The sequence below is a fragment of the Arthrobacter sp. efr-133-TYG-120 genome (assembly GCF_030209785.1).
In the GTDB taxonomy this organism is placed as follows: domain Bacteria; phylum Actinomycetota; class Actinomycetes; order Actinomycetales; family Micrococcaceae; genus Arthrobacter.
Genome location: NZ_JARVRI010000002.1, coordinates 165,186 through 188,085 on the forward strand (window position 1 = coordinate 165,186; position 22,900 = coordinate 188,085).

The following is a 22,900-nucleotide window of genomic DNA, read 5'->3' on the forward strand; positions in this document are numbered from 1 at the left end:
CGTGATTTCGGTCTTGCCGGTTTAGTTTCAGCAGGGCCGGATACTAATACGTCTTCGATGCTCCGGCGGGCGGGGCGCGGGCTGACGGCTCGGGTAACAGAAAGGGTTCTGTGGCACCTGCGACAGGCCGATAAGGAGACGACACCGGCAGACTTCGACACAGTAGGAGACGGGAACGGCAATAAGCCGGGATCCAATGTCAGGGAACTGCCCGCGGTTCTACCGCCGGTGCAAGTCCACTCTAGCACCTTCAACGTCCACTGCCAGTGTCATCACGCGCCACGCAACATCCGGAGTGTTGTCCGCGGTGAACGAATAAATCAATTCGGCGATCGCCTCGGCTTCATCCGCGCCGTTGGCCAGTGCCAGAACTGTGGGTCCCGCTCCCGAGACCACGGCTGCATGGCCCGAAGACCGCAGTGCCTTGATCAGCGCCGCACTGGGCCGCATTGCCTCTGCGCGGTAGCTCTGGTGCAGGTAGTCCTCGGTTCCGGGAAGCAGGAAACGGGGGTCGGCCGTCAATGCGTGGATGAGGAGCGCCGCGCGTCCTGAGTTCATGGCTGCTGCGTGGTGGCCGATGGAAGCAGGCAGCAAACCGCGGGCAGTCTCGGTGGACAATTCATAGTCAGGCACGGCGACGATCGGGATGACCGACGGGACCACTTCTGCGCGGGTGCTGCTGTACTGCTCGCTGTCCTGCCATGACAGGGCCAACCCGCCGAAAATCGCGGGTGCGACGTTGTCCGGGTGCCCTTCCATCTCGCTCGTGAGCTGCAGGATCCAGTCGCGGTCGCGCTGTGCGGATTCGGGCACCAAGGCGTTGGCCGCGGTCACGGCGGCAACCACGGCCGACGCCGAGGAGCCAAGTCCGCGGCCGTGCGGGTTGACGTTGTCCGCGGTGATCCTGAGGCCGCTGTGCCGGAAACCGAGGCGCTCCAAGGCCGTGTTGAGGGCACGCACGACGAGGTGGCTCGCATCCCGGGGAAGGGAATCGGCTCCCTCACCGGAGAGCTCGAACTCGAGCTCTCCGGTGGTGAGTGTTTCGACGGTCAGGGTGTCGTAGATCGACAATGCCAGGCCGAGGCTGTCATAGCCGGGGCCCAGGTTGGCGCTGGTGCCCGGGACCCTGACGGTCAGCTGCTGGCCTGCCGCGACAAGCGTGAGACCCGTCGCGGTGGGCTGCGTGGTTTCCACTCTTAGTTTTCTTCCAGTCCCAGTTCGGATGCCACGGTTACGACGTCGTTCGGCACCTTGACCGGTTGGACCTCACTGCCGTCTTCGGTACGGAGTGCCCACTGCGGGTCTTTGAGTCCGTGTCCGGTGACGGTGATGACGATCGTCTTGCCGGTGGGAACCTCGCCTGCGGCGTGCTTCTTGATAAGCCCGGCGACGCCTGCCGCGGAACCGGGTTCCACGAAGACGCCTTCCTTGGCGGAGAGCCAGCGGTGGGCATCGAGGATTTCCTCGTCGGTCACGGCGTCGATGAAGCCGCCGGATTCATCACGCGCCGCAATGGCCGTGTCCCAGGACGCCGGGTTGCCGATGCGGATGGCCGTGGCGATCGTGTCCGGTTCGGTGATGGGGTGGCCTGCCACGAACGGTGCCGCGCCTGCCGCTTGGAATCCCCACATGGCCGGCGTCTTGGTGGAGACGGCGGGAAGGGTGCCGGCGGTCGCGGACTCGAAGGGGGCGGAATACTCCTTGTAGCCCTTCCAGTACGCGCTGATGTTGCCCGCGTTGCCTACCGGCAGGACGTGGATGTCCGGAGCGTCTCCGAGGGCGTCGACGATTTCGAAGGCACCGGTCTTCTGGCCTTGGATACGCGCCGGGTTGACCGAGTTCACGAGGAACACCGGGTAGGACTCGCCGAGCTTGCGGGCGATGTCGAGGCAGTTGTCGAAGTTGCCGTCCACCTGCAGGAGCGTCGCGCCGTGCGCGATCGCCTGGCTGAGCTTGCCCATGGAGATCTTGCCTTCGGGGACCAGCACGGCGCACTTGAGCCCGGCTGCGGTGGCGTAGGCTGCGGCGGAGGCCGAGGTGTTGCCCGTGGAGGCGCAAACAACGGCCTTGGCTCCTGCTTCGACAGCAGCTGTCATGGCCATTGTCATGCCGCGGTCCTTGAAGGACCCGGTGGGGTTCATGCCCTCCACCTTGAGGTACACGGTGGATCCGGTGAGTTCGGAGAGCTTCTGCGCGTGGACGAGCGGAGTTCCGCCCTCGCCGAGGGTAATGACCTTCGTGGCTTCCGTTACAGGCAAACGATCAGCGTATTCGCGGATTACTCCGCGCCATTGGTGAGCCACTTAGACCCCTTCTACCCGCAGGACGGATGTCACAGAATTGATGACGTCCAGGCCCTTGACGGCCTCGACGGTTGCCGCGAGTGCGGCTTCGGATGCGCGGTGGGTGACGATCTTCAGCTCGGCCGACTCAACCTTCGAGGCGGCGTCGCGGTGGATCGTCTGGCGCATGATTTCGATCGACACGCCGTGCTCCGCAAAGATGTGGGTGATCCGGGCCAGGACGCCGGCCTGGTCGGCAACGTCGAGGCCGATGTAGTAGCTCGTGGTCGAGGCATCGATCGACAGCGCAGGCACGTAGCCCGTGGTGGTCTCGGTACGGCCGGGACCGCCGAGTACCACCCGGCGGGCTGCCGAGACGAGGTCGCCCAGGACGGCAGACGCCGTCGGGGTTCCGCCGGCTCCCTGGCCGTAGAACATGAGCTCGCCGGCGTTCTCGGCCTCGATGAAGACGGCGTTGAACGCACCGCGAACGGCCGCCAGCGGGTGCTCGCGGGGCAGGAGGGTGGGGTGGACGCGGACTGAAATGCCGCCGTCGCCGTTTGCGTTGGTGATCTTCTCCGCGATGGCGAGCAGCTTGATGACGAAGCCTGCGTCCTTCGCGGCGGCGATATCCGCTGCGCTGACCTTTGTGATGCCTTCGCAGTACACGTCTTCGAGGGCGAAGCGCGTGTGGAAGGACAACGACGCGAGGATGGCGGCCTTTGCTGCGGCGTCATGGCCTTCGACGTCGGCAGTCGGGTCGGCTTCCGCGTATCCGAGCCGCTGGGCCTCGGCCAGCGCGTCGGCGAACTGCGCACCGGTGCTGTCCATTTGGTCGAGGATGAAGTTGGTGGTGCCGTTGACGATGCCCAGGACCCTGGTGATGCGGTCGCCGGAGAGGCTGTCGCGGATGGGTCGCAGGATCGGAATGGCTCCGGCGACGGCGGCCTCGTAGGAGAGCTGGACGCCCGCCTTGTCGGCCTCTTCGTAGAGGGTCGGGCCGTCCTGTGCCAGGAGTGCCTTGTTGCCAGTGACGACGCAGGCGCCGTTCTGCATGGCGGTCAGGATGAGCGAACGGGCAGGCTCGATGCCGCCCATGAGCTCAATCACCAGATCGGCGTCCTTGACCAGGGTGTCGGCGTCGGTGGTGAACAGTTCGCGCGGCAGTTCGACGTCGCGCTCTGAATCAAGGTTCCGCACGGCGATGCCGGACAGCTGCAAGCGTGCGCCGGTGCGGGCCGCAAGGGCGTCGGCGTCGTCAAGGAGAATCCGCGCTACCTGGGCTCCCACGTTGCCACAGCCCAGCAGGGCCACCTTCAGGGTTCGCACTTCAGACATTCGCCACTCCCATGTCGCGGTTCAAGAGATCTTCTTCGGTTTCCCCGCGGACGATCAGCCGGGCGGATCCATTGCGCACAGCGACAACGCCAGGCCTGGCCAGATAGTTGTAGTTGCTTGAGAGGGCCCAGCAGTAAGCGCCGGTTCCCGGTACAGCGAGCAGATCACCGGCTGCCACGTCTTCGGGCAGATATACATCTCTAACAACTATGTCGCCGCTCTCGCAATGTTTGCCCACTACTCGGGACAGTTGCGCGGCAGCGTCCGAGGTCCGCGAGGCGAGAATGGCCGAATAATCCGCGTCGTACAGCACCGGACGGGCGTTGTCGCTCATGCCGCCGTCCACCGACACATAGCGGCGCGGGAACGTAACGTTTTGGTTGCCACCGGCATCTACAGGCGCGTCCACGCGGACGGTTTTCAGCGTCCCGACCTCGTACAAGGTGAAGGTGCTGGTGCCCACGATTGCGCGGCCCGGTTCGATCGAAATGCGCGGCGAGGCGATTCCCAGCTCAGCGCACTTGGAGCGAACGACGGCGGCCATCGCCTGCGCGATTTCGGCCGGCGGGCGGGGTGTGTCCACGGGCGTGTAGGCGATCCCGTAGCCACCGCCGAGGTCCAGTTCCGGCAGGACGATGGAGTACTTCGCCTGCATCGCGGCGAGGAATCCCAACAGCTTCTCGGCTGCCAGGGCGAAACCGTCAGGCTCGAAGATCTGGGAACCGATGTGGCAGTGCAGGCCCAGGAGTTCCACATTGGAGTACGAAGTCGCCGCAGCGACCGCTTCTTCGGCGGCCGAGAGGCCGGCTGACTCCGTGGTATCCCCGGCCATGGAGAGACCGAATTTTTGGTCCTCGTGGGCCGTGGCGATGAATTCGTGGGTGTGGGCGTGCACGCCGGGAGTCAGCCGCAGCATGACCTTCGCCGTCTCGCCGCGGCCGGAGGCAATCTTGGCGACCCGCTCAAGCTCATCGAGGCTGTCCACCACGATGCGGCCGAGCTTCATGTCCAGTGCCCGGTTGATCTCGGCGTCGGACTTGTTGTTGCCGTGCAGCCCCAAATTGGCGCCGTCGATGCCGGCGCGGGCCGCGACGGCGAGTTCGCCCCCAGAGCACGTGTCCAGGCGCAGGCCTTCCTCGGCCACCCAACTGGCCACGGCAGTACACAGGAAGGACTTTCCGGCGTAGTAGACGTCCACTCCCCCGCAAATGTCCTCAAAAGCTGCGTCAAAGGCGTCCTTGAAGGAGCGGGCGCGGGCACGGAAATCACCTTCGCTCATGACGAACAGCGGAGTGCCGAACTGCGCCTTGAGCTCACTGACGGGAACGCCGTCAATGGCGAGCTCGCCGTCGTCGGTCCTCTGGACACCTTCGGCCCACATCGGCGCGTGAAGCGCGTTCACGTCCTCCGGCACGACGAGCCACTCGGGGGCAAGGGGCGAGGCGGCGGTGTTGTTTTGCACGCTGATCACATCCGTTCCGGAGCTGAAACGCCGAGGAGTTCGAGTCCGTTGGCAAGTACCTGGCTCGTGGCGTCGTTGAGCCACAGCCGTGTGCGGTTGACGTCCTGGACCGGCTCGTCGCCGAGCGGTGAGACGCGGCAAGCGTCGTACCAGCGGTGGTAGGCACCGGCGATGACCTCGAGGTGGCGGGCCACACGATGCGGTTCGCGGAGCTCGGCGGCCTTGGCAACGATGGACGGGTAGCTGCCGAGGTAGGACAGCAGCTCGTTCTCGGTGGCGTGGTCCAACAAGGACGCGTCGAAGGCGCTGTGGTCGACGCCAGCCTCGATCGCGTTGCGTGCCGTGCCGCGGGAGCGGGCATGCGCGTACTGCACGTAGAACACCGGGTTTTCGTTGCTGTTCTTCTTCAGCAGTTCCGGATCCAGCGTCAGCGGAGAATCGGCGGGGAAGCGGGCCAGCGAGTAACGCACGGCGTCCTTCCCGAGCCATTCGATCAAGTCCTTGAGCTCGATGATGTTGCCGGCACGCTTGGACAGCTTGGCGCCATTGACCGAGACCAACTGTCCGATCAGGACCTCGATGTTGACCTCGGGGTCGTCGCCCGCACAGGCTGCGATGGCCTTGAGCCGGTTGATGTAGCCGTGGTGGTCGGCGCCGAGCAGGTAGATCTTCTCCGTGAAGCCGCGGTCCTTCTTCGACAGGTAGTACGCGGCGTCGGCGGCGAAATACGTGGGTTCGCCGTTGGCCCGGATCATCACGCGGTCCTTGTCATCGCCGAAGTCCGTGGTGCGCAGCCAGACCGCCCCGCCGTCGTCGAACACGTGGCCCTGCTCGCGGAGGCGGGCGACGGCGGACTCGATCGCACCGCCGTCGTGCAGTTCCTGCTCGGAGAAGAAGACATCGAAAGCCACGCCGAACTCGGCCAGGGTGTCCTTGATGTCCTTCATCTGGGCCTGGTAGGCCGCGGAACGGATCACCGGCAGTGCGGCCTCGTCGGTCAGCTCGCGGATTGCCGGATGGGCCTTGAGCACCTCGTCGCCGAGTTCCCGGATGTACTCACCGGGGTAGCCGCCCTCCGGAACGCCGCGTCCGTGCAGGCGGGACAGCACCGAGTTCGCGAAAACGTTCATCTGCGAGCCGGCGTCGTTGATGTAGTACTCTGCGGTGACGTCCGCACCGGAGGCGCGGAGGACGCGGGCAATCGAATCTCCCAGGGCCGCCCAACGTGTGTGGCCGATGTGCAGCGGTCCCGTGGGGTTGGCCGAGACGAATTCCATGTTGACCACATGGCCTGCGAGCGCCTGGTTGGTTCCGTAGGAGCTTCCCGCCTCGACGATGGCCTTTGCCAGCGCACCCGCGGCCGCCGCATCCACGGTGATGTTCAGGAAGCCCGGGCCCGCGATGTCCACGGCGGTGACGCCGTCGATCGCTTCCAGCCGCTTGCCCAGGATTGTGGCGAATTCACGCGGGTTGGTCCCGGCATGCTTGGCAAGCTGCAAGGCAATGTTCGTGGCCCAGTCGCCGTGCTCCCGGTTCTTGGGTCGCTCCACGCGCACGTCCTCAGGGAGGGCAGATTCGGAAAGCGCAAGCTCGCCGGCGGCGACAGCGTCTTTCAGGCAGGCGGATATGGCGGCTGAGAGTTCTTCGGGAGTCACCCGTCTAGCCTACCGGTGGGGCTTGCAAGTGGTGGAATTCTTATGCTTAGCAATGCGCACACGCGGGCACCAGCGCGCACCCAGCCGGCGCCCAGCTTCGGCCAGTAAAGCTCCCAGACTGAACCGATAGGCTGAAATCACCGTCAGTGGTGTGATCGGCCCACGGCCCGAAGGAACGCGCATTGACCACTTTTCGAGTCCAGTTGAAACGAGCAGAACCATGACTACGCCACTCCGCAAGGGCCTCCTGGTGGGCGCCGCCGGCCTCTCCCTGGCCAGTTCGGTGGCAGCTTGCGCCCCCTCGGCACAAGGCAGCACCCCGCAAAAGACCTCCACGATTTCCGGCCCCTACAAGGACGGTACCTACAGTGCGGACGGTGACTACATTTCACCCAACGGCGGTGAAACCGTGGGGGTCAAGCTGACATTGGCCGGTAGCACCATTTCCGCGGTGGACATCACAGTCCATGCCAACAACCCGAACACCAAGGAATTCCAGGGGCAGTTCAAGAACGGCATCGCGGCGCAGGTGGTCGGCAAGAAACTGGATGAGATCAACGTCTCAAAAGTCGCCGGCTCCTCCCTGACCAGCCAAGGATTCAACAAGGCCGTGGAAACCATCAAGTCCGAGGCCAAATAGGCGCATGACGCACACGGGCTGGAGCGTTTTCAGCTTCGACGGGATCGGAACCACGTGGGAAATCTCGACGCCGGAGCAACTCCCCGAGGAGGTGCGCGCCGGCTTGCTCGGCGTCGTGGAGGACTACGACCGAAGCTACTCGCGCTTCCGGGACGACTCCCTGGTTGCGCCGCTCGCCCGTGAACCCGGCACCGTGACCCTCCCTGCCGGGGCAGGCGAGCTGGAACGGCTTTTCAAAAAGCTGTACCGCCTCAGCGACGGCACCATGACGCCGCTCATCGGCGGCAGCCTCGAGCACCTGGGCTACGGGGCGGACTATGCCTTGCGGCCCCTCGGCCATCCGGTGCCGGCACCGCGCTGGGAAGACGCCCTCGTATGGAACGGCACGGAGATTTCCGCTTCCGTCCCTGTGGTTTTGGACATCGGTGCTGCCGGGAAGGGCCAATTGGTGGACCTTCTGGCCTCGGTCCTGCGTGGAGCGGGAACCACGGAGTTCCTGGTCGATGCCAGCGGCGACATGCTCCATTCCGGGGCGGAGCCGTTGGGCGTGGGCCTCGAACACCCCTACGACCCCACCCAGGCGATCGGCGTCGTCGGACTCCATGACGGGGCGCTGTGCGCTTCAGCCGCCAACCGCCGCGCGTGGGGCGACGGGCTGCACCATGTCCTCGACGGCGCCACCGGGTTCCCGATAGAGACCGTGGTGGCCACGTGGACCATGGCTACCACCGCAATGGAAGCCGATGCGCTGGCCACGGCGCTCTTCATGGTGGATCCGAAAGTACTTGAGCGAGAATTCGAGTTTTCCTGGCTCATGGTCTATTCAGACGGACACGCCGCCTATTCGGCCGGCTTCGAAGGGACACTGTTCTCATGATTGCCATCAAAGCGCGGGTGGATGCCTGGCTCGGCCATTTCACGATGTACCGGCTGATTCTTTGGGTCCTTGCCGTTCTCGCGGCGTACAGCATGGTGTTGAACGCCCTGGGCTGGTTGAGCTTCGGGCTGCCTGAAATGGTTGTCCATCTTGTGCTGTGCCTGGGCCTGACGTATGCATCCAACCGGCTCATGGCCATGCTCTTCAAGGTCCAGCCGCACTCGGAGTCCTCGCTCATCACGGGCCTCTTGTTGTACTTCCTGTTCTGGCCCACCGAGCTGATTCCTTCGGTCCAGGTCCTCGACCTGGCCGGAGTCGCCGTGGCATGCGTCTTGGCCTCGGCATCCAAATACGTCTTGGCGTTCCGAGGCCGGCATATATTCAATCCCGCAGCGGCGGGCGCCTTCATCGCCGGGCTCACCGGTTTGAACATCGCCACGTGGTGGGCGGCAACCCCGGCCATGTTGTGGCTCCTGGTTCCCGGCGTGCTGTTGGTGCTGTACCGGACGCTGAAGGTGCTCATGGCCTGCACTTTCTTCGCGGTGGCGCTGTCGGTGGTGTGCGCCGTGCTCCTGCGCGGCGGCATGTCCTTCGGACCCGCTTTGTGGCAACCGATCGCGCAGCAGCCACTGCTCTTTTTCGTCGGTTTCATGCTCACCGAGCCCCTCACCCTGCCTCCCCGCCGATGGCAGCAAATGGTACTGGCCGCCGTCGTGGCCTTGTTTTTTGCTGTGCCGTACAACGTGGCGGGCGTGGCCAATTCGCCGGAACTCGCTCTGCTGATCGGAAACTTCCTCGCATTCCTCGTGGGGCAGCGGGGCGGGATCATGCTGACGTTCAAGGGTTCGCGCCCCCTGACGCCCTTCACCACCGAGTTCCGCTTTGAGCCACGACGGCCCGTCCGTTTCCTCCCGGGGCAGTTCATGGAACTCAACCTTCCGCACTCGCGCTCGGACGGTAAAGGGCGGCGACGGGTCTTCAGCATCACCAGCTCGCCCGACTCGCCCGAGATGACATTCGGCGTCGGCACGGCGGAACCAGTCTCCGCCGCCAAGCGTGCGTTGCTCGCGCTTGAGCCTGGAGAGTGCGTCAGCGGAACCGCGGTGGGCGGCGACTTTGTCCTGCCGCCCGACGCCGGCAAACCCGTGCTGCTCATCGCGGCGGGAATCGGGATTGCGCCTTTCCTTTCCCAGCTGGCGTCCGGCAGCTCCGCGCGACGGGACATCGTCGTGCTGTATCTCGCCCCCAGCGCCGCAGAACTTGCCGGGAGAGATGTCCTGGAGGCCTCGGGCGCGCGGGTCATCGCCCGCCTTTCGGACGGTTCCCCGCCGCCGTCGTTCATGCACGACGCCGGGCGGAGCCGCATCGACGGCGACTCCCTGCGGGAGCTCATCCCCGATGTGGCCGAGCGGGACGTGTACGTCTCCGGGTCCCCGGCAAACGTGGACACCCTTCGCTCCGCCGCCCGCCATGCCGGAGCCGGACGCATCCATGTGGACGCTTTCGCGGGCTACTGACGGCTCGCCCCCGCCCGTTTTCCATTGCGGCGCGGTGACCTGCTAAGCTCGTGGACGTCCCTCCGGCAACGGACGGGAGCCCCGGATGCCCTCGTAGCTCAGGGGATAGAGCGTCTGCCTCCGGAGCAGAAGGCCGTAGGTTCGAATCCTATCGAGGGCACAACAGAAAACCCCGCCAGTTCAAGGAACCGGCGGGGTTTTTCTTTGCCTCACCGTTTGCCGTGGAGCCTCGCCGCTTGCCAGTCGGGCAACAAAAAGTGGAAAACTGCGTCACGATTGGCCGCCTGCCAGCACAACGTTCTTGTGCAGACAACAAAAAGACCAGGGCAGACACCTCAACAGGAGCCCGCAGCAGCGTTCCCCGAGCTCGAGTCCATTGCCCCGGTTCTCGCCAAGAAGCTGTCGCGGCTCCCAGCAGCACATCTCGCAACCATCCTTTCCCCACAACCCGAGGACACCGATGCCTGAATGTGAAGCCGCCCGCCGCAACAAGCAAGCCCTCTACGAAATCGAACTGGCCTGGGGCAATGGCATCGTGGACCTCGGCAAGCTGCAACGGATCCTGAAGGGCCCCGAATATGAGGAGGAACTGTTGCCGGTGTGCTTGCAGGAGGCCTCCGAGTCGTCGTGATCCCGGACATGCCGCACCGGCCCGGCTAAAAAGTCAGTAGCCACTCCTAAGCTGTTCGTACCCGTCCAACAGGTACGAAAGGGTTCGCCGTGATCTGTTCCATCATTCCTCCCTACATGCTGCGAAGGCTGGCGGCACAGCACGAGCCCCGCCTGCGGGTGATCGCACGGGCGGCCAAGGAATCCCTGCTCCACATCAAGAACCTCCAGGCGGTCCGCGCGCTTCCCGTGCCGGCCCCCGTGCCGACGGCACGGCAGGCGAAGCCCGGCCCGCCCAAGCGGACCATCTACGACGCTGGTTCCACCGAAGCCCTGCCCGGCAAGCTCGTCCGCAAGGAAAAAGGTCCGGCAACGGGCGACCCCGCCGCCGATGAAGCCTACGACGGACTGGGCGAAACCCACGCGCTGTATGCAGGTGCGTTCAGCCGTAATTCGATCGACGGCGCCGGGCTGAAACTTGATGCCACTGTCCACTATGGCGAGCTGTATGACAATGCTTTCTGGAACGGCAGCCAAATGGTCTTCGGCGACGGCGACGGCGAAATCTTCCAGAGGTTCACGAAGTCGCTCAGCGTCATAGGGCACGAGCTTGCCCACGGCGTCACCCAATACACGGCAGCCCTCGCCTACCGGAACCAGGCCGGAGCCCTCAACGAGTCCATGTCGGATGTTTTCGGGGCCCTGGTGGAGCAATACGCCAAAAAGCAATCGGCTGCGGAGGCCAGTTGGCTGATCGGCGAGGGCTTGTTCACCGACGCCGTCCAAGGCACCGCGCTCCGTTCCATGAGGGCACCCGGCACCGCGTATGACGACGACGTTCTGGGCAAGGATCCGCAGCCGGACTCCATGGACAAGTACGTCCGCACCACCGCGGACAACGGCGGTGTCCACATCAATTCAGGCATCCCCAACCGGGCGTTCTCCCTTCTTGCCCTGGAGCTGGGTGGCAAGGCGTGGGAGGCTCCGGGGCAGATCTGGTACAACACGCTGACCAGCGGCGTATTGCCCGCCACGTGCACCTTCGGACGCTTCGCCAAGGCCACAGTGGCCTCGGCAGAGGAGCTCTTCGGCGCCGGCTCACACGAGCATGACGCCGTCCGTACGGCGTGGGAAACTGTGAAGGTAAAGCTCTAGCAGCACCCTTCGGAGCAGTGGAAGCCGCAGAACATGAAAATCACCGTCCAGCGCAGCGGTGGCGTCGCCGCGATCACACGCGTCTGGACCGTGGATGCCGCCACCTCCGAAGATAAGCAGCGCTGGATGCCGATCGTGGAGGCCTGCCCTTGGGACCAAGTGCCGTCCCGCGGTCGCGCCAGCGCACAGGCGCCCGCGCGGGCACCCGGGAAAGCTGCCGGGCAAGCCGACCGGTTCATGTATTCAATCCGCGCCGGACAACACCGTGCCACGCTCCCGGAGACCGAGGTCACCGGGCCATGGCACACCCTCGTGGAGAACGCCAAGGTAGAAGGCCACGAGACCCTCCGCCGCTAGCCAACTTCCGCCAACTGCCCGCGGAAAGCCCTCCGGTAAGACTGCGGGCTCGTGGCCAGGACCTTGGCGAAGTGGTGCCGCAGCAGCACGGAATGTCCGAATCCTGCTTCGCGCGCAATTTCGTCGATGTTCAACTCCGTGCTTTCCAGGAGCTCCTGTGCCCGGAGCACCCGTTGCGAATTGAGCCACGCCGCCGGTGTGGCACCTGTTTCGGCCCGGAACCGGCGGGCGAAGGTCCGGGCGGACATGTGCAGCCGGGAAGCCAGTTCGTTGACGCTGTGGTCATGCTCGAGGTTTTCCACCATCCAGCGCAGCAATGCCTCCATGGGCGCGGAGCCGCACGTGGGCATGGGCCGGTCGATGAACTGGGCCTGGCCGCCGTCGCGGTGCGGCGGAACCACCATGTCGCGGGCGATGGCGGCAGCAACGTTTGCGCCAAGCTCGACGCGGACAAGATGGAGGCAGGCGTCAATGCCGGCGGCCGTGCCGGCACTTGTGATGATCGTTCCGTCCTGGACGTAAAGCACATTTTCGTCCACATGAATCTGCGGGTATCTGCTGGCGAGGTCCTGTGAATAGTGCCAGTGCGTGGTGCAGCGGCGCCCGTCAAGGAGGCCCGCACGGGCAAGCGCGTACGCCCCGGAGCAGATCGACATGACCCAAGCCCCGCGCGCGTGGGCCGCCCGTAGCGCATCCAATACAGGCTCCGGGACGTCCTCGTCCCGTCCGTACGGGGCCATGATGACCAGGTCGGCATCGGCCGTGGCTTCCAGGCCCAGTCCGACATGCATCGACAGGCCGGACTTCATCTTCACGTCTCCCGGTACGGGGGTGCAGACCCTGAAGTCAAAGCCGGGAACGCCACTCCCCCGGTCCGCTCGGTCAATGCCAAAGACCTCGCAGGCGGTCCCGAATTCGAAGATCGAGAAGTTGGGAACAACAATGATTGCCACCGTTTTCAACATAGATCCAGTGTGGCAGAAAATTGCCTAAATGGGTCATTTCTGCCACTGTTTCTTGGGGTGCATGAGGAACACGATGGAGTCATGGAATTCATCGGAGTCTTGCTCTTCATCATCCTCATCATCACTGCCGCCGCTTCCATCTCAGCGGTCCTTCGGGACGGCCGCGGCCGCCTTCCCGACCGTTCCGAGCCCTGGACGGCGAGGGACCTGCCTGACAACTCGTGCTGGACACTGCGCGCGTTCTAAGGACAGCCTGCCCCTCAACACGGACGACTTTTGTCCGCATGGTGGGCTAGATTCAGTGCCATGATCCAAACGTCCGCAAGGCTCCTGCAATTGCTGTCCTTGCTGCAGGTCCGGCGTGAATGGACCGGCCCGGCATTGGCCAAGCGGATGGGTGTCACGGAGCGCACCGTCCGCCGCGATATCGACAAGCTCCGGAACCTCGGCTATCCCATCCACGCCTCGCCTGGGATAGCCGGCGGCTACCAACTGGGCGCCGGGGCCCAGCTCCCGCCGTTGCTCCTTGACGACAATGAAGCTCTCGCCGTCGCCTTGGGACTGAACTCGGTGGCGGCGGGTCCCGTGGCCGGTATCGGCGAAGCATCGGTCCGCGCCCTTGCCAAGCTCGAGCAGGTGCTTCCCTCACGTCTCCGCCCGAAGTTCGCGATGCTCAAGGCCGCGGTCACCACACTGCCCAGCAACGCGGCGTCGGTTGACCCCCAGCAGCTCACTGTGGTCTCCGCGGCGATCGCGGACAAGCGACAACTCAGTTTCGACTATGTCAAGGCAGACGGTGACGCTGGCCGGCGTTTGGTGGAGCCATACCGGCTCGTCGACACCGGGCGGCGCTGGTACCTGGTCGCATGGGATGTGGACCGGGAAGACTGGCGCACGTTCCGTGCCGATCGCATCGCCACGCTTCCGGCCGAACGGAAAAAGTATGTGCCGCGCCCCCTGCCTGCCGAGGACCTCGCGGACTACGTCCAGCGCTCCGTGACCCGCTCGCCTTACCGTTACGACGTCGTCGTGCGCCTCCACGCCCCCATCGGCGACGTGGCCGCCGTCGTCGGCCCGCAGCTCGCTAGCCTGAGCGACGACGGCGGGAACGCAACCCTGCTCCGCGCCGGCTGGGACAGCTTGGCACAGCCCGCGGCGCACCTCGCGGCGCTGGACATGGACTTTGAGATCATCTCTCCTGAAGAATTCAAGGAGTACGCCCGCACCATGGCCGGGCGATTGGAAAAGGCCGCGGGAAAGCGCGCACTGCGTGCCGAGGCGCCGCCACAGTAGACTGTCAGCAGCCATGACACTTCATATTTCCTACCCCGCAGAGCTGCCCGTCTCCGAGCGCCGCGAGGACTTGATGGCGGCCATCGCCGCAAACCAGGTGACCATCATCGCCGGCGAGACCGGTTCCGGCAAGACCACGCAGATCCCCAAAATGTGCCTGGAACTCGGCCTCGGCGACAAGGGCGTGATCGGCCACACCCAGCCGCGCCGTCTTGCCGCGCGCACCGTCGCAGAACGCATCGCCTTCGAGATGGGCGTCGAGATCGGGCAGGAAGTGGGCTTCCAGGTCCGTTTCACCGGCGAAGTCAGCAAGGCCACCAAAATCAAGCTGATGACCGACGGCATCCTGCTGGCTGAGATCCAGCGGGACAAGCTGCTACGTAAGTACAGCGCCATCATCATCGACGAGGCACACGAGCGCAGCCTCAACATCGACTTCATCCTGGGCTACCTCAAGCGGATCCTGCCGCAAAGGCCGGACCTGAAGGTCATCATCACCTCGGCGACCATCGACCCCGAGCGTTTCGCGAAGCATTTCGGCAGCGAGGAAGAACCCGCGCCGATCATCGAGGTCTCGGGCCGGACCTACCCGGTGGAAATCCGCTACCGGCCGCTGTCCCAACCGGCCGGCGGTGCATCCGGCGAGGATGAGGACGCGTCCGACGACGAGCTCGAGGAAGACCGCGACCCACTCGATGCCGTGTGCGACGCCGTCGACGAGCTCGCGCTTGAGGCTCCCGGAGACATCCTGGTGTTCTTCTCCGGCGAGCGCGAGATCCGCGACGCCGCCGAGGCGTTGAACGGCCGGATCCAGGCCAACCGCAGGCTGGCGGGCACCGAGGTGCTGCCGTTGTTCGCCCGCTTGAGCCTGCAGGAGCAGCACAGGGTCTTCAACCCGGGCGGCAAGCGGCGGATCATCCTCGCTACCAACGTCGCGGAAACGTCCTTGACCGTTCCCGGCATCAAATACGTCGTCGACACCGGCACGGCCCGCATCTCGCGCTACTCGCACCGCACCAAGGTGCAACGGCTGCCGATTGAACGCGTGTCGCAGGCATCGGCAAGCCAGCGTTCCGGCCGTTGCGGGCGCGTGTCCGAGGGTATCGCCATCCGGCTCTATTCCGAGGAGGACTTCGAGTCACGCCCCCCGTTCACTGATCCGGAGATCCTGAGGACCAACCTTGCCGCGGTCATCCTGCAGATGACTGCCATGGGCGTTGCCCGCGGCCCCAAGGACGTGGAGAACTTCCCCTTCGTTGAGCCGCCGGACTCCCGGGCCATCAACGACGGCGTCACGCTGTTGCGCGAACTCGGCGCCTTGAGCGCGGCCCGCACGGGCGACGGCGGCGCTCCCCCACCCGTCGACGGCCGCAGCGCGCGCGGGGGCGGCACCGACAACCGCGGCGGCCTGACCGCCGTCGGGCAGAAGTTGGCCCAGCTCCCGGTGGACCCCCGGCTCGGCAGGATGATTGTCGAGGCCGGAAAGCGCGGCTGCGTCAAGGAAGTCATGATCCTGGCGGCGGCCTTGACGATCCAGGATCCGCGCGAGCGTCCGACGGACAAGCAGCAGCTTGCCGCCGAGAAGCACGCACGCTTCAGGGATGAGAACTCGGACTTCACCGGATTCCTGAACCTGTGGAACTACATCCAGGAAAAGCAGCAGGAGCTCTCCTCCACGCAGTTCCGCCGGCTGTGCAGGAACGAGTTCATCAACTACCTGCGCGTCCGCGAATGGCAGGACCTCTTCCAGCAATTGCGCCAGCTCGCCAAGCCGCTGGGCATCACCATCGACAACAAGCGCGAGGCCGACCCCGTAGGCAACAACGAGGGAATCCACATCAGCTTGCTCTCCGGACTGCTGAGCCACATCGGCATGCTGGATGAACGCAAGCGCGAATACGCCGGAGCACGCGGCAGCCGTTTCGCCATCTTCCCGGGCTCGGCGTTGTTCAAGAAGTCGCCCGCCTTCGTTATGGCCGCGGAATTGGTTGAAACAAGCCGGCTCTGGGCCCGGGTCGCGGCGAAGTTCGATCCCTTGTGGGCGGAGCAGGTTGCACCGGATCTCGTAAAGCGCTCCTACAGCGAACCCCACTGGTCCACCCGGACGGGCTCGGTTATGGCCCACGAGAAGGTGATGCTCTACGGAGTTCCCATCATCCCGAACCGCCGCATCAACTACGGCAGGATCGACCCCGAGCTCTGCCGCGAACTCTTCATCCGGCATGCCCTCGTCGAAGGCGACTGGAAAACCCACCACAAGTTCTTCCACCGCAACCGCGCCTTGCTCCACGAAATCGAGGAGCTCGAGACGCGGATGCGCCGCCGGGACATCCTCGTGGACGACCACACGCTCTTCGAGTTCTACGACGCCAGAATCGGCAAGGACGTGGTCTCTGAACGCCACTTCGACAAATGGTGGAAGGAAGCCCGCCAGCAGGACCCCACGTTGCTGGACTTCGACCAATCGCTGCTCATCAGCGAGGACGCGGAAGCCCTGGATGATTCCGCCTACCCGAAAACCTGGCTGCATAAGGGCTTTGAGCTGCCCCTGAGCTACGAGTTCCATCCAGTGGCTCCCGGCTCGCCGCCCAATCCGTCGGATGGTGTCACAGCCGAGGTCCCCGTGCTGTTCCTTAATCAGCTCGACGACGCCCCTTTCCGCTGGCAGATACCGGGCCAGCGGGTGGAGCTCGTCGCCGCCTTGATCAAGTCGCTGCCCAAACACATCCGCAAGAACTTCGTGCCTGCCCCGGATGTTGCCCGGCAAGCGGCTGCGGCTTTGGAAACCGACTTCGATCCTGCCTCGGACGATCTTGAGGCCTCACTTGAGCTGGTGTTGCGCCGTATCCGGGGACACATCGTTCCTCCGGGATCGTGGAATTGGGACGCCGTTCCGGCGCACCTGCGCGTCAGCTTCAAGGTAGTGGACAGCCGCGGCAAGGTGCTCGACGAAGGCAAGGACCTGGCCGCTCTCCAGGAGCAGCTGGCTCCGGCTACCCGCCGTGCCATCGCCGAATCCCTCGGCGCAACACCCGCGACGACGGCGCGCACCAACGGTCCGAAGGGCGCTGCACATGCCGGCGGTGCCGGATCCCCCAGTGGAAACGGCAGCGGCGGCTCGACCCCGCAGGCCGCCGGTTTCCTCTCAGAGCAAACCGGGCTCACCGCGTGGACTTTCGGAGCTATCGAGCGCCAAGTGACGCGCACAGTAAAGGGGCACGATGTCACGGGTTTTCCCGCTCTCGTGGATGAGGGCACATCCGTTGCGTTGCGGGTGTTCCAGACCCGGGCGGAGCAGGAGCCGGCAATGCGCGGCGGCGTTATCCGGCTGCTCGCGCTGCGGGTTCCCGCCCCGGACCGCTACGTCCTGGAACACTTGAACAACACGGAGAAGTTGACGTTCAGCCAGAATCCCCATGGTTCGGTAAGTGCCTTGATTGCCGACTGCGTCCTCGCGGCCATCGACAAGCTGACTCCGGCCGAACTTCCGTGGGACAAGGAGGCATTCGACGCCCTGTACGAGCTGGTCCGTGCGGAAGTGATCGACACCGTCTTCACGGTGACCGCCGTCGTCGAACGCATCTTGGGCAGCACACGGCGGATCGAGAAGCAACTCAAGGGCAGCACGAGCCTCGCCTTGATCAGCGCGCTCAACGACATGAAGAGCCAACTGGAGCAACTCGTGTTCCCCGGTTTTGTGGCACGGACGGGCTACGCCCAACTGAGCCAGCTGCCGCGGTATTTGGCCGCAATCGAGAAGCGCCTCGAAAAGCTCCCGAACAATGTCCAGCGTGACGGGCTGAACATGTCCGTTGTTCAGGCGTTGGAGGACGACTACGACGACGCTGTCTCCGCGCTGCTGCCGGGCCGACGGGCAGGAGCTGAATTAACACGGGTGCGCTGGATGATCGAGGAGCTGCGCGTGAGCCTCTTCGCCGTCGAACTCGGCACGGCCTACTCGGTCTCGGAAAAGCGCATCCGCGCGGTTCTCAACCAGGCGCTGGCCCCCGCGTAGCCGGGGCGGTACCAACGCCCGCTCACCTATATGGCCAAATCCCAGGACGCCCGCTCACCTATACGGCCAAATCCCAGGACGCCCGCTCACCTATATACGCCATTCCTGCCAAAGGTGAGCGAGCGTTTGAGAAAACACTGCCAAAGGTGAGCGAGCGTTGGGAAAAGCACCACCAAAGGTGAGCGAGCGTAGCCCCGGAACGGGGTCGCCGAGCCGCCAGGGCGCTGGCCCCCGCGTAGCCGGGCGCCAGCCTCAATCTGCGGGAACGTACTCGGCGTGTCCGGCGGCGACGAGCCCGGCGCGGAGTTTTGCCGCATTCGCGTCGAGCCGGGCAGGGTCCGGGTTGTGCTCCACGGTTCCGAAGTCGAAATCGGCCAGGGACGTTGCCGGGAAGACGTGCACGTGGAAGTGCTCCACTTCGAAGCCCACCACGGACAGTCCCGCCCGTGGTGCGCCAAACGCCTCCACTTGTGCCTTGCCGATTGTCTGCGCGACCGACATGACTTTGTTGAGGAGCTCGGGAGGGACGTCGGTCCAGCGGTCCACCTCTTCGCGCGGCACCACGAGGGTGTGGCCATCGGTCAGCGGGGCGATGGTCAGGAAAGCCACCACGTCGTCGTCCTTCCAGACAAAACGTCCGGGAATCTCGCCGTTGATGATCTTGGTGAAGAGGGTGCTCATACGTCTGCCTTTTCCGAAGGGGGCTGAAGGGTCTTGGTATCGAGGACGAAACGGTATTTGACGTCGCCGGCAACCATGCGGTCGTAGGCTTCATTGAGTTGCCGGGCGGTGACCACTTCGACTTCGCTGACGACGCCGTGCTCAGCGCAGAAATCCAGCATTTCCTGGGTCTCGGCAATGCCGCCGATCAACGAGCCTGCATAGGAGAGCCGCCGCCGGATCAGCGCGCCAGGACTGACCGGAGGCATGTCGGTGGGAGGCAGCCCCAACTGGAAGAGGGCGCCGTTCAGCCGCAAGGTCCGGAAGTACGGGTTCAGGTCATGGGGCGCCGCGACGGTGTCGATAATGACGTCGATAGTGCGGTCGGCGCCTTCCATGGCTTCGGGGTCCTTCGAGAGGACCACGTCGTCCGCACCGAGCTCTATTGCTGCCTCGACTTTGGCATCCGAGGTGGTGAAGACCACCACGTGCGCCCCCATGGCCTTCGCGATCTTGACCGCCATGTGGCCGAGTCCGCCAAGTCCGACGACGCCCACAACGTCCCCCTCCTCGACGTCGAAGTAGCGAAGCGGCGAGTAGGTGGTGATGCCCGCGCACAGCAAGGGCGCCGCCGCGGCCGGGTCAAGGCCCTCGGGAACGCGCAACACGAAGCGGCGGTCAACCACCACGGAAGTGGAGTAACCGCCTTGGGTGATGGCGCCGCCGTTCCAGGAATCCTTCACCCCATAGGTGCCGACGTTTCCGCGTTCGCAATACTGCTCCAAGCCTTCGAGGCAGCTATCGCACTCGCGGCAGGAGTCCACCAAGCAACCGACGCCCACCAGGTCTCCGGGCACGAAGTCGTCGACGGCGGAGCCCACCCGACGGACCCGGCCCACGATTTCGTGGCCTGGGACGAGCGGATAGCTCTGGGCACCCCATTCGCCCCGCGTCGCGTGGACATCGGAGTGGCAAAGACCGCAGAAGTCGATCTCGATCTCGACGTCGTCTTCCTTGGGAACGCGGCGGGCCACTGTCAGCGGGACAAGACCGCTTTCCGCGGAAGTGGCGCCGTATGCGGCCGCCAGGGTCGGCATGCCTTTCGCGGCCACGGGTGCAGCGGGGCTGGCCTCCGCGGTCTCGTCACTCACGACGAGCGGCTTGCCAAGGGGCGGAGGAACGGGGCGTCCGGGAGTCATGCCTCGACGCTACCCCTGCGGGCGGATTTTTTGCCACTCCGCGCTGCCGTACCCCTCCGGCGTCACCGGACCCATGACTCATGGGCCCGGAGTGCCTAGCGGCGCTGCACCGGTGACAACCGGGTTGGCGTCGAGCGAGGACCATTGCGAAAAGGAGCCCGGGAAGAGGGCTGCCCTGAATCCGGCGATTTCGAGGGCGGCGATTTCGTGGGCTGCCGTCACCCCGGAGCCGCAGTAAACCGCTACCTTGCTGCCTTCGTCGATGCCCAGGGCAGCAAATCTATTGCGGAGCTGCGCTGCGCGGAGGAACGTGCCGTCCGGTCCGAGGTTTCCGCTGGTGGGGGCGCTCAGCGCGCCGGGAATGTGTCCCGCGCGGGGATCAATGGGTTCGATTTCGCCCCGGTAGCGCTCCCCCGCCCGGGCATCGAGAAGGATTCCACGCCTGTGCCAGTCAGCCGCGTCCTCCATGCTGATGGCATCCATGTGGCCGTGTCCAAGCACGACGTCGCCCGGAACCGGCGGTTGCTCGTCCTGCGCCAGCGGGTGGCCTGCGGCGCGCCAGGCACCCAGTCCACCGTCGAGCAGGAAGACGGAATGGAAACCGGCATCCCGCAGCAGCCACCACAACCGTGCCGCGGCAGTGCTGCCGCTGTCGTCGTAGGCAACCACGGTATCGCCGTCGTTGATTCCCCAGGCACGGGCGCTCCGCTGCAAAGCAGCGGTGGACGGCAACGGATGCCTCCCCTGGCCCTCGGCCGTGGGATCGGCGAGTTCGTGATGGAGGTCCACATAGACCGCGCCAGGAATGTGAGCTTGGCGGAAGTGCGAATGGCCGTGCGGATCGCCCAACACCCACCGGACGTCGAGCAACACAGTCCGCTTGCCCGCATCCATGCGGTCCTTGAGTGCGGCTGCGTCAATGATCGTGGCCATCAAATCTCCTTTGTTTTGCTGTGCCTACCAAACGATTGCGACGCTGCCGCCGTGCAGCTGCCGACCGGCTACCAGCCTATCCTTGGGCGGCAGCCTCCGCCGGTAGGCTGGATCGGTGAGCACTCAACGCAACCAGGACCGGGCATGGGCCAGCGAGGCAATCCGACGAATCGAAGCCGAGAACAACCGCTCGGCGGATACGCACCTCTACGCAGTGCCGCTCCCCGAACACTGGGGTGTCCAGCTCTACCTCAAGGACGAGTCCACGCACCGTTCGGGTAGCCTCAAGCATCGCTTGGCCCGCTCGCTCTTCCTCTACGGCCTGGTCAATGGATGGATCACGGAAGGGACCACCATCGTGGAGGCTTCCAGCGGGAGTACCGCCGTGTCCGAGGCATACTTCGCCAGGCTGATCGGGCTTCCGTTCATCGCCGTGATGACCCGGACCACCAGCCCGGAAAAGATCGCCCTCATCGAAGAGTTCGGCGGCGCCTGCCTCCTCGTGGATCACGCCTCTGAGGTCTACGCAATGGCCGAGGAGGTTGCCCGGACGTCCGGCGGTTACTACATGGACCAATTCACCTTTGCTGAGCGCGCCACCGACTGGCGCGGCAACAACAACATTGCGGAATCGATTTTCGAGCAACTCGCCCTCGAAGAACATCCGGTGCCCGAGTGGATCGTGGTGGGCGCCGGCACCGGCGGCACCAGCGCCACGATCGGCCGGTACCTGCGGTACCACTGCCACTCAACGCGGCTGGCCGTGGTCGATCCTGAAAATTCCGCGTTCTACCCCGGCTGGCGCGACGGCGTCTCGGACTACTCGACGGGAATGCCATCCAGGATCGAAGGCATCGGACGGCCGCGCATGGAACCCAGCTTCGTCCCGGCCGTCATCGACACCATGATCCAGGTCCCCGATGCCGCTTCTGTGGCCGCCATGCGGCACCTGCGCAGGCTGGCCGGGCTGCACGCCGGGCCCTCCACGGGAACCAACCTGTGGGGTGTTTGCCAACTGATTGCCGAGATGGTGGCCCAGGGAAAGCGCGGCAGCATCGTGTCACTCATGTGCGACGCCGGTGATCGCTACGCGGGCAGCTACTACAACCCGGACTGGCTCGCTGAGCGCGGCCTGGATCCCGCCCCATACGAGGCCGTACTGGCCGACTTCTTCGAGACGGGTACGTGGCCAGGCAGCATGTAGGCGGCGCAGACTGAGCTAGACCTCCACGGACTCGAGCGGCGACAACCTCGCATAGCGGGTACCGTACTTCGCGCCGATCCGGGTTACGTGGCCTTCCACCAAACCGCGTCCGAGTTCGTTGAGCAGGCCATCGTGGACCGGGTAGGCCTGGGGTGCGCGGACCGCGATCACGAAGTCAACCACTTCGCCCACCTTTGACCACGGCGCGTGGATGGGCACCAGCAGGGTTTGCACGTCGATGCCATCGGGGACGACGAATGAGTCCCCGGGGTGGAAGACATTTTCGTCCACGAGGTAGCCGATGTTGGCCACCACCGGAATCTGCGGGTGGATGAGGGCATGCTGCCCTCCGAAGGAACGGATCGCGAAACCACCGGCTTCAAAAGAGGTGCCGGGTTCGACGGCGTGTACACGCTCGCCGTCGTCGCCCGCCTTCTCGGCAAGTCGGGACGCGACACCGGAGGGTGCGTGCACCTGCAGCCCTGGGTTTCCCTTGAGGGCTCCGACGACGGCGTCCACGTCCACGTGGTCGGCGTGCTCATGGGTGATCAACACCGCGTGGGCGCCTGCGAGCGCTTCCTCGGACTCGGAAAAAGTCCCGGGGTCGATCACAAGGACCTGACTGTCCTTTTGCAGGCGGACACAAGCGTGGGTGAACTTGGTGAGCTTCATGGAGCCAGCCTAGGACGGGCCTCCAATGGTGTCCACGAACCGGCGTCCGAGCGTGGCCTGCTGGTAA

At 65.0% G+C, this 22,900-nt stretch carries 20 protein-coding genes and 1 tRNA gene; 11 read left to right on the top strand and 10 right to left on the bottom strand.

What is annotated here, in order from left to right; genetic code table 11:
- Positions 1-219 precede the first annotated feature (219 nt).
- Genes thrB through argS form a run of 5 tightly spaced genes read right to left on the bottom strand, consistent with a single transcriptional unit; the run spans position 220 to position 6,737 of the window.
- Positions 220-1,194 (bottom strand): homoserine kinase, encoded by a 975-nt coding sequence (gene thrB, locus QRN51_RS02035; RefSeq protein ID WP_284988416.1) that lies wholly within the window; start codon positions 1,192-1,194, stop codon positions 220-222.
- Between the two features lie 2 nt (positions 1,195-1,196).
- On the bottom strand, positions 1,197-2,303 hold the full coding sequence (gene thrC, locus QRN51_RS02040; protein WP_059387608.1) for a threonine synthase: 1,107 nt from the start codon (positions 2,301-2,303) through the stop codon (positions 1,197-1,199).
- A complete protein-coding gene (locus tag QRN51_RS02045) occupies positions 2,304-3,620 on the bottom strand; it encodes a homoserine dehydrogenase (protein WP_284988417.1) in 1,317 nt (438 codons plus the stop codon).
- Positions 3,613-5,082 carry a diaminopimelate decarboxylase gene (lysA, locus tag QRN51_RS02050; protein WP_284988418.1) on the bottom strand — a complete coding sequence of 490 codons (1,470 nt, stop codon included), beginning with the start codon at positions 5,080-5,082 and terminating at the stop codon, positions 3,613-3,615. Before lysA ends, QRN51_RS02045 begins: the two co-directional genes overlap by 8 nt.
- Positions 5,083-5,087: 5 nt before the next feature.
- Positions 5,088-6,737 carry an arginine--tRNA ligase gene (argS, locus tag QRN51_RS02055; protein WP_284988419.1) on the bottom strand — a complete coding sequence of 550 codons (1,650 nt, stop codon included), beginning with the start codon at positions 6,735-6,737 and terminating at the stop codon, positions 5,088-5,090.
- Positions 6,738-6,957: 220 nt separating this feature from the next.
- Between argS and QRN51_RS02060 the strand changes: the two genes are divergently transcribed.
- The 7 genes from QRN51_RS02060 (at position 6,958) to QRN51_RS02090 (ending at position 11,892) form a co-directional block, all read left to right on the top strand.
- Positions 6,958-7,377: an FMN-binding protein gene (locus QRN51_RS02060; RefSeq protein WP_284988420.1), complete on the top strand. Its 420-nt coding sequence runs from the start codon at positions 6,958-6,960 to the stop codon at positions 7,375-7,377.
- 4 nt (positions 7,378-7,381) lie between these two features.
- A complete protein-coding gene (locus QRN51_RS02065) occupies positions 7,382-8,254 on the top strand; it encodes an FAD:protein FMN transferase (RefSeq protein ID WP_284988421.1) in 873 nt (290 codons plus the stop codon).
- Positions 8,251-9,771 (top strand): FAD-dependent oxidoreductase, encoded by a 1,521-nt coding sequence (locus QRN51_RS02070; protein WP_284988422.1) that lies wholly within the window; start codon positions 8,251-8,253, stop codon positions 9,769-9,771. Before QRN51_RS02065 ends, QRN51_RS02070 begins: the two co-directional genes overlap by 4 nt.
- An 87-nt stretch (positions 9,772-9,858) precedes the next feature.
- Positions 9,859-9,931 (top strand) — tRNA-Arg (locus QRN51_RS02075).
- Between the two features lie 300 nt (positions 9,932-10,231).
- Positions 10,232-10,402, top strand: coding sequence for a hypothetical protein (locus QRN51_RS02080; protein ID WP_172465479.1), 171 nt, complete (start codon positions 10,232-10,234; stop codon positions 10,400-10,402).
- 116 nt (positions 10,403-10,518) lie between these two features.
- Positions 10,519-11,535, top strand: coding sequence for a M4 family metallopeptidase (locus QRN51_RS02085; RefSeq protein WP_284988488.1), 1,017 nt, complete (start codon positions 10,519-10,521; stop codon positions 11,533-11,535).
- A gap of 33 nt (positions 11,536-11,568) precedes the next feature.
- A complete protein-coding gene (locus QRN51_RS02090) occupies positions 11,569-11,892 on the top strand; it encodes a protealysin inhibitor emfourin (protein ID WP_284988423.1) in 324 nt (107 codons plus the stop codon).
- Here the strand turns inward: QRN51_RS02090 and QRN51_RS02095 are convergent.
- Positions 11,889-12,857, bottom strand: a complete 969-nt coding sequence (locus QRN51_RS02095; protein WP_284988424.1) for a GlxA family transcriptional regulator — start codon at positions 12,855-12,857, stop codon at positions 11,889-11,891. The two genes, QRN51_RS02090 and QRN51_RS02095, sit on opposite strands and share 4 nt — an antisense overlap.
- An 81-nt stretch (positions 12,858-12,938) precedes the next feature.
- Here QRN51_RS02095 and QRN51_RS02100 point away from each other — a divergent pair, with 81 nt between their 5' ends.
- From QRN51_RS02100 to hrpA, 3 genes are read left to right on the top strand one after another with little or no spacing between them, the layout of a single operon-like run.
- Positions 12,939-13,103, top strand: a complete 165-nt coding sequence (locus QRN51_RS02100) for a hypothetical protein (RefSeq protein ID WP_172465477.1) — start codon at positions 12,939-12,941, stop codon at positions 13,101-13,103.
- Positions 13,104-13,163: 60 nt separating this feature from the next.
- Positions 13,164-14,150, top strand: coding sequence for a helix-turn-helix transcriptional regulator (locus QRN51_RS02105; RefSeq protein ID WP_284988425.1), 987 nt, complete (start codon positions 13,164-13,166; stop codon positions 14,148-14,150).
- Between the two features lie 13 nt (positions 14,151-14,163).
- Complete coding sequence (gene hrpA, locus QRN51_RS02110; RefSeq protein WP_284988426.1) at positions 14,164-18,165, top strand: ATP-dependent RNA helicase HrpA; 4,002 nt, start codon at positions 14,164-14,166, stop codon at positions 18,163-18,165.
- Between the two features lie 252 nt (positions 18,166-18,417).
- Here the strand turns inward: hrpA and QRN51_RS02115 are convergent, their stop codons facing one another.
- The 3 genes from QRN51_RS02115 to QRN51_RS02125 form a co-directional block, all read right to left on the bottom strand.
- Positions 18,418-18,846 carry an HIT family protein gene (locus QRN51_RS02115; RefSeq protein WP_284988427.1) on the bottom strand — a complete coding sequence of 143 codons (429 nt, stop codon included), beginning with the start codon at positions 18,844-18,846 and terminating at the stop codon, positions 18,418-18,420.
- Positions 18,843-20,024, bottom strand: coding sequence for an NAD(P)-dependent alcohol dehydrogenase (locus QRN51_RS02120; RefSeq protein ID WP_284988428.1), 1,182 nt, complete (start codon positions 20,022-20,024; stop codon positions 18,843-18,845). Before QRN51_RS02120 ends, QRN51_RS02115 begins: the two co-directional genes overlap by 4 nt.
- A 78-nt stretch (positions 20,025-20,102) precedes the next feature.
- Positions 20,103-20,957 (bottom strand): sulfurtransferase, encoded by an 855-nt coding sequence (locus QRN51_RS02125; protein WP_284988429.1) that lies wholly within the window; start codon positions 20,955-20,957, stop codon positions 20,103-20,105.
- A 115-nt stretch (positions 20,958-21,072) separates the two neighbouring features.
- On the opposite strand from QRN51_RS02125, the gene cds1 reads away from it, so the two are divergent.
- Positions 21,073-22,161 (top strand): L-cysteine desulfhydrase Cds1, encoded by a 1,089-nt coding sequence (cds1, locus tag QRN51_RS02130; protein WP_284988430.1) that lies wholly within the window; start codon positions 21,073-21,075, stop codon positions 22,159-22,161.
- Between the two features lie 15 nt (positions 22,162-22,176).
- Here the strand turns inward: cds1 and QRN51_RS02135 are convergent, their stop codons facing one another.
- Positions 22,177-22,833 (bottom strand): MBL fold metallo-hydrolase, encoded by a 657-nt coding sequence (locus tag QRN51_RS02135; protein WP_284988431.1) that lies wholly within the window; start codon positions 22,831-22,833, stop codon positions 22,177-22,179.
- Positions 22,834-22,900: the final 67 nt, after the last annotated feature.

Excerpts from the sequence above, each read along its gene's own strand:
- QRN51_RS02060 (WP_284988420.1), top strand. The coding sequence starts at position 6,958 with ATGACTACGCCACTCCGCAAGGGCCTCCTGGTGGGCGCCGCCGGCCTC.
- QRN51_RS02065 (WP_284988421.1), top strand. The coding sequence starts at position 7,382 with ATGACGCACACGGGCTGGAGCGTTTTCAGCTTCGACGGGATCGGAACC.
- QRN51_RS02105 (WP_284988425.1), top strand. The coding sequence starts at position 13,164 with ATGATCCAAACGTCCGCAAGGCTCCTGCAATTGCTGTCCTTGCTGCAG.
- QRN51_RS02085 (WP_284988488.1), top strand. The coding sequence starts at position 10,519 with ATGCTGCGAAGGCTGGCGGCACAGCACGAGCCCCGCCTGCGGGTGATC.
- hrpA (WP_284988426.1), top strand. The coding sequence starts at position 14,164 with ATGACACTTCATATTTCCTACCCCGCAGAGCTGCCCGTCTCCGAGCGC.
- QRN51_RS02115 (WP_284988427.1), bottom strand. The coding sequence starts at position 18,846 with ATGAGCACCCTCTTCACCAAGATCATCAACGGCGAGATTCCCGGACGT.
- QRN51_RS02095 (WP_284988424.1), bottom strand. The coding sequence starts at position 12,857 with ATGTTGAAAACGGTGGCAATCATTGTTGTTCCCAACTTCTCGATCTTC.
- QRN51_RS02080 (WP_172465479.1), top strand. The coding sequence starts at position 10,232 with ATGCCTGAATGTGAAGCCGCCCGCCGCAACAAGCAAGCCCTCTACGAA.
- QRN51_RS02070 (WP_284988422.1), top strand. The coding sequence starts at position 8,251 with ATGATTGCCATCAAAGCGCGGGTGGATGCCTGGCTCGGCCATTTCACG.
- QRN51_RS02135 (WP_284988431.1), bottom strand. The coding sequence starts at position 22,833 with ATGAAGCTCACCAAGTTCACCCACGCTTGTGTCCGCCTGCAAAAGGAC.
- QRN51_RS02045 (WP_284988417.1), bottom strand. The coding sequence starts at position 3,620 with ATGTCTGAAGTGCGAACCCTGAAGGTGGCCCTGCTGGGCTGTGGCAAC.
- QRN51_RS02100 (WP_172465477.1), top strand. The coding sequence starts at position 12,939 with ATGGAATTCATCGGAGTCTTGCTCTTCATCATCCTCATCATCACTGCC.
- QRN51_RS02090 (WP_284988423.1), top strand. The coding sequence starts at position 11,569 with ATGAAAATCACCGTCCAGCGCAGCGGTGGCGTCGCCGCGATCACACGC.
- QRN51_RS02120 (WP_284988428.1), bottom strand. The coding sequence starts at position 20,024 with ATGACTCCCGGACGCCCCGTTCCTCCGCCCCTTGGCAAGCCGCTCGTC.
- QRN51_RS02125 (WP_284988429.1), bottom strand. The coding sequence starts at position 20,957 with ATGGCCACGATCATTGACGCAGCCGCACTCAAGGACCGCATGGATGCG.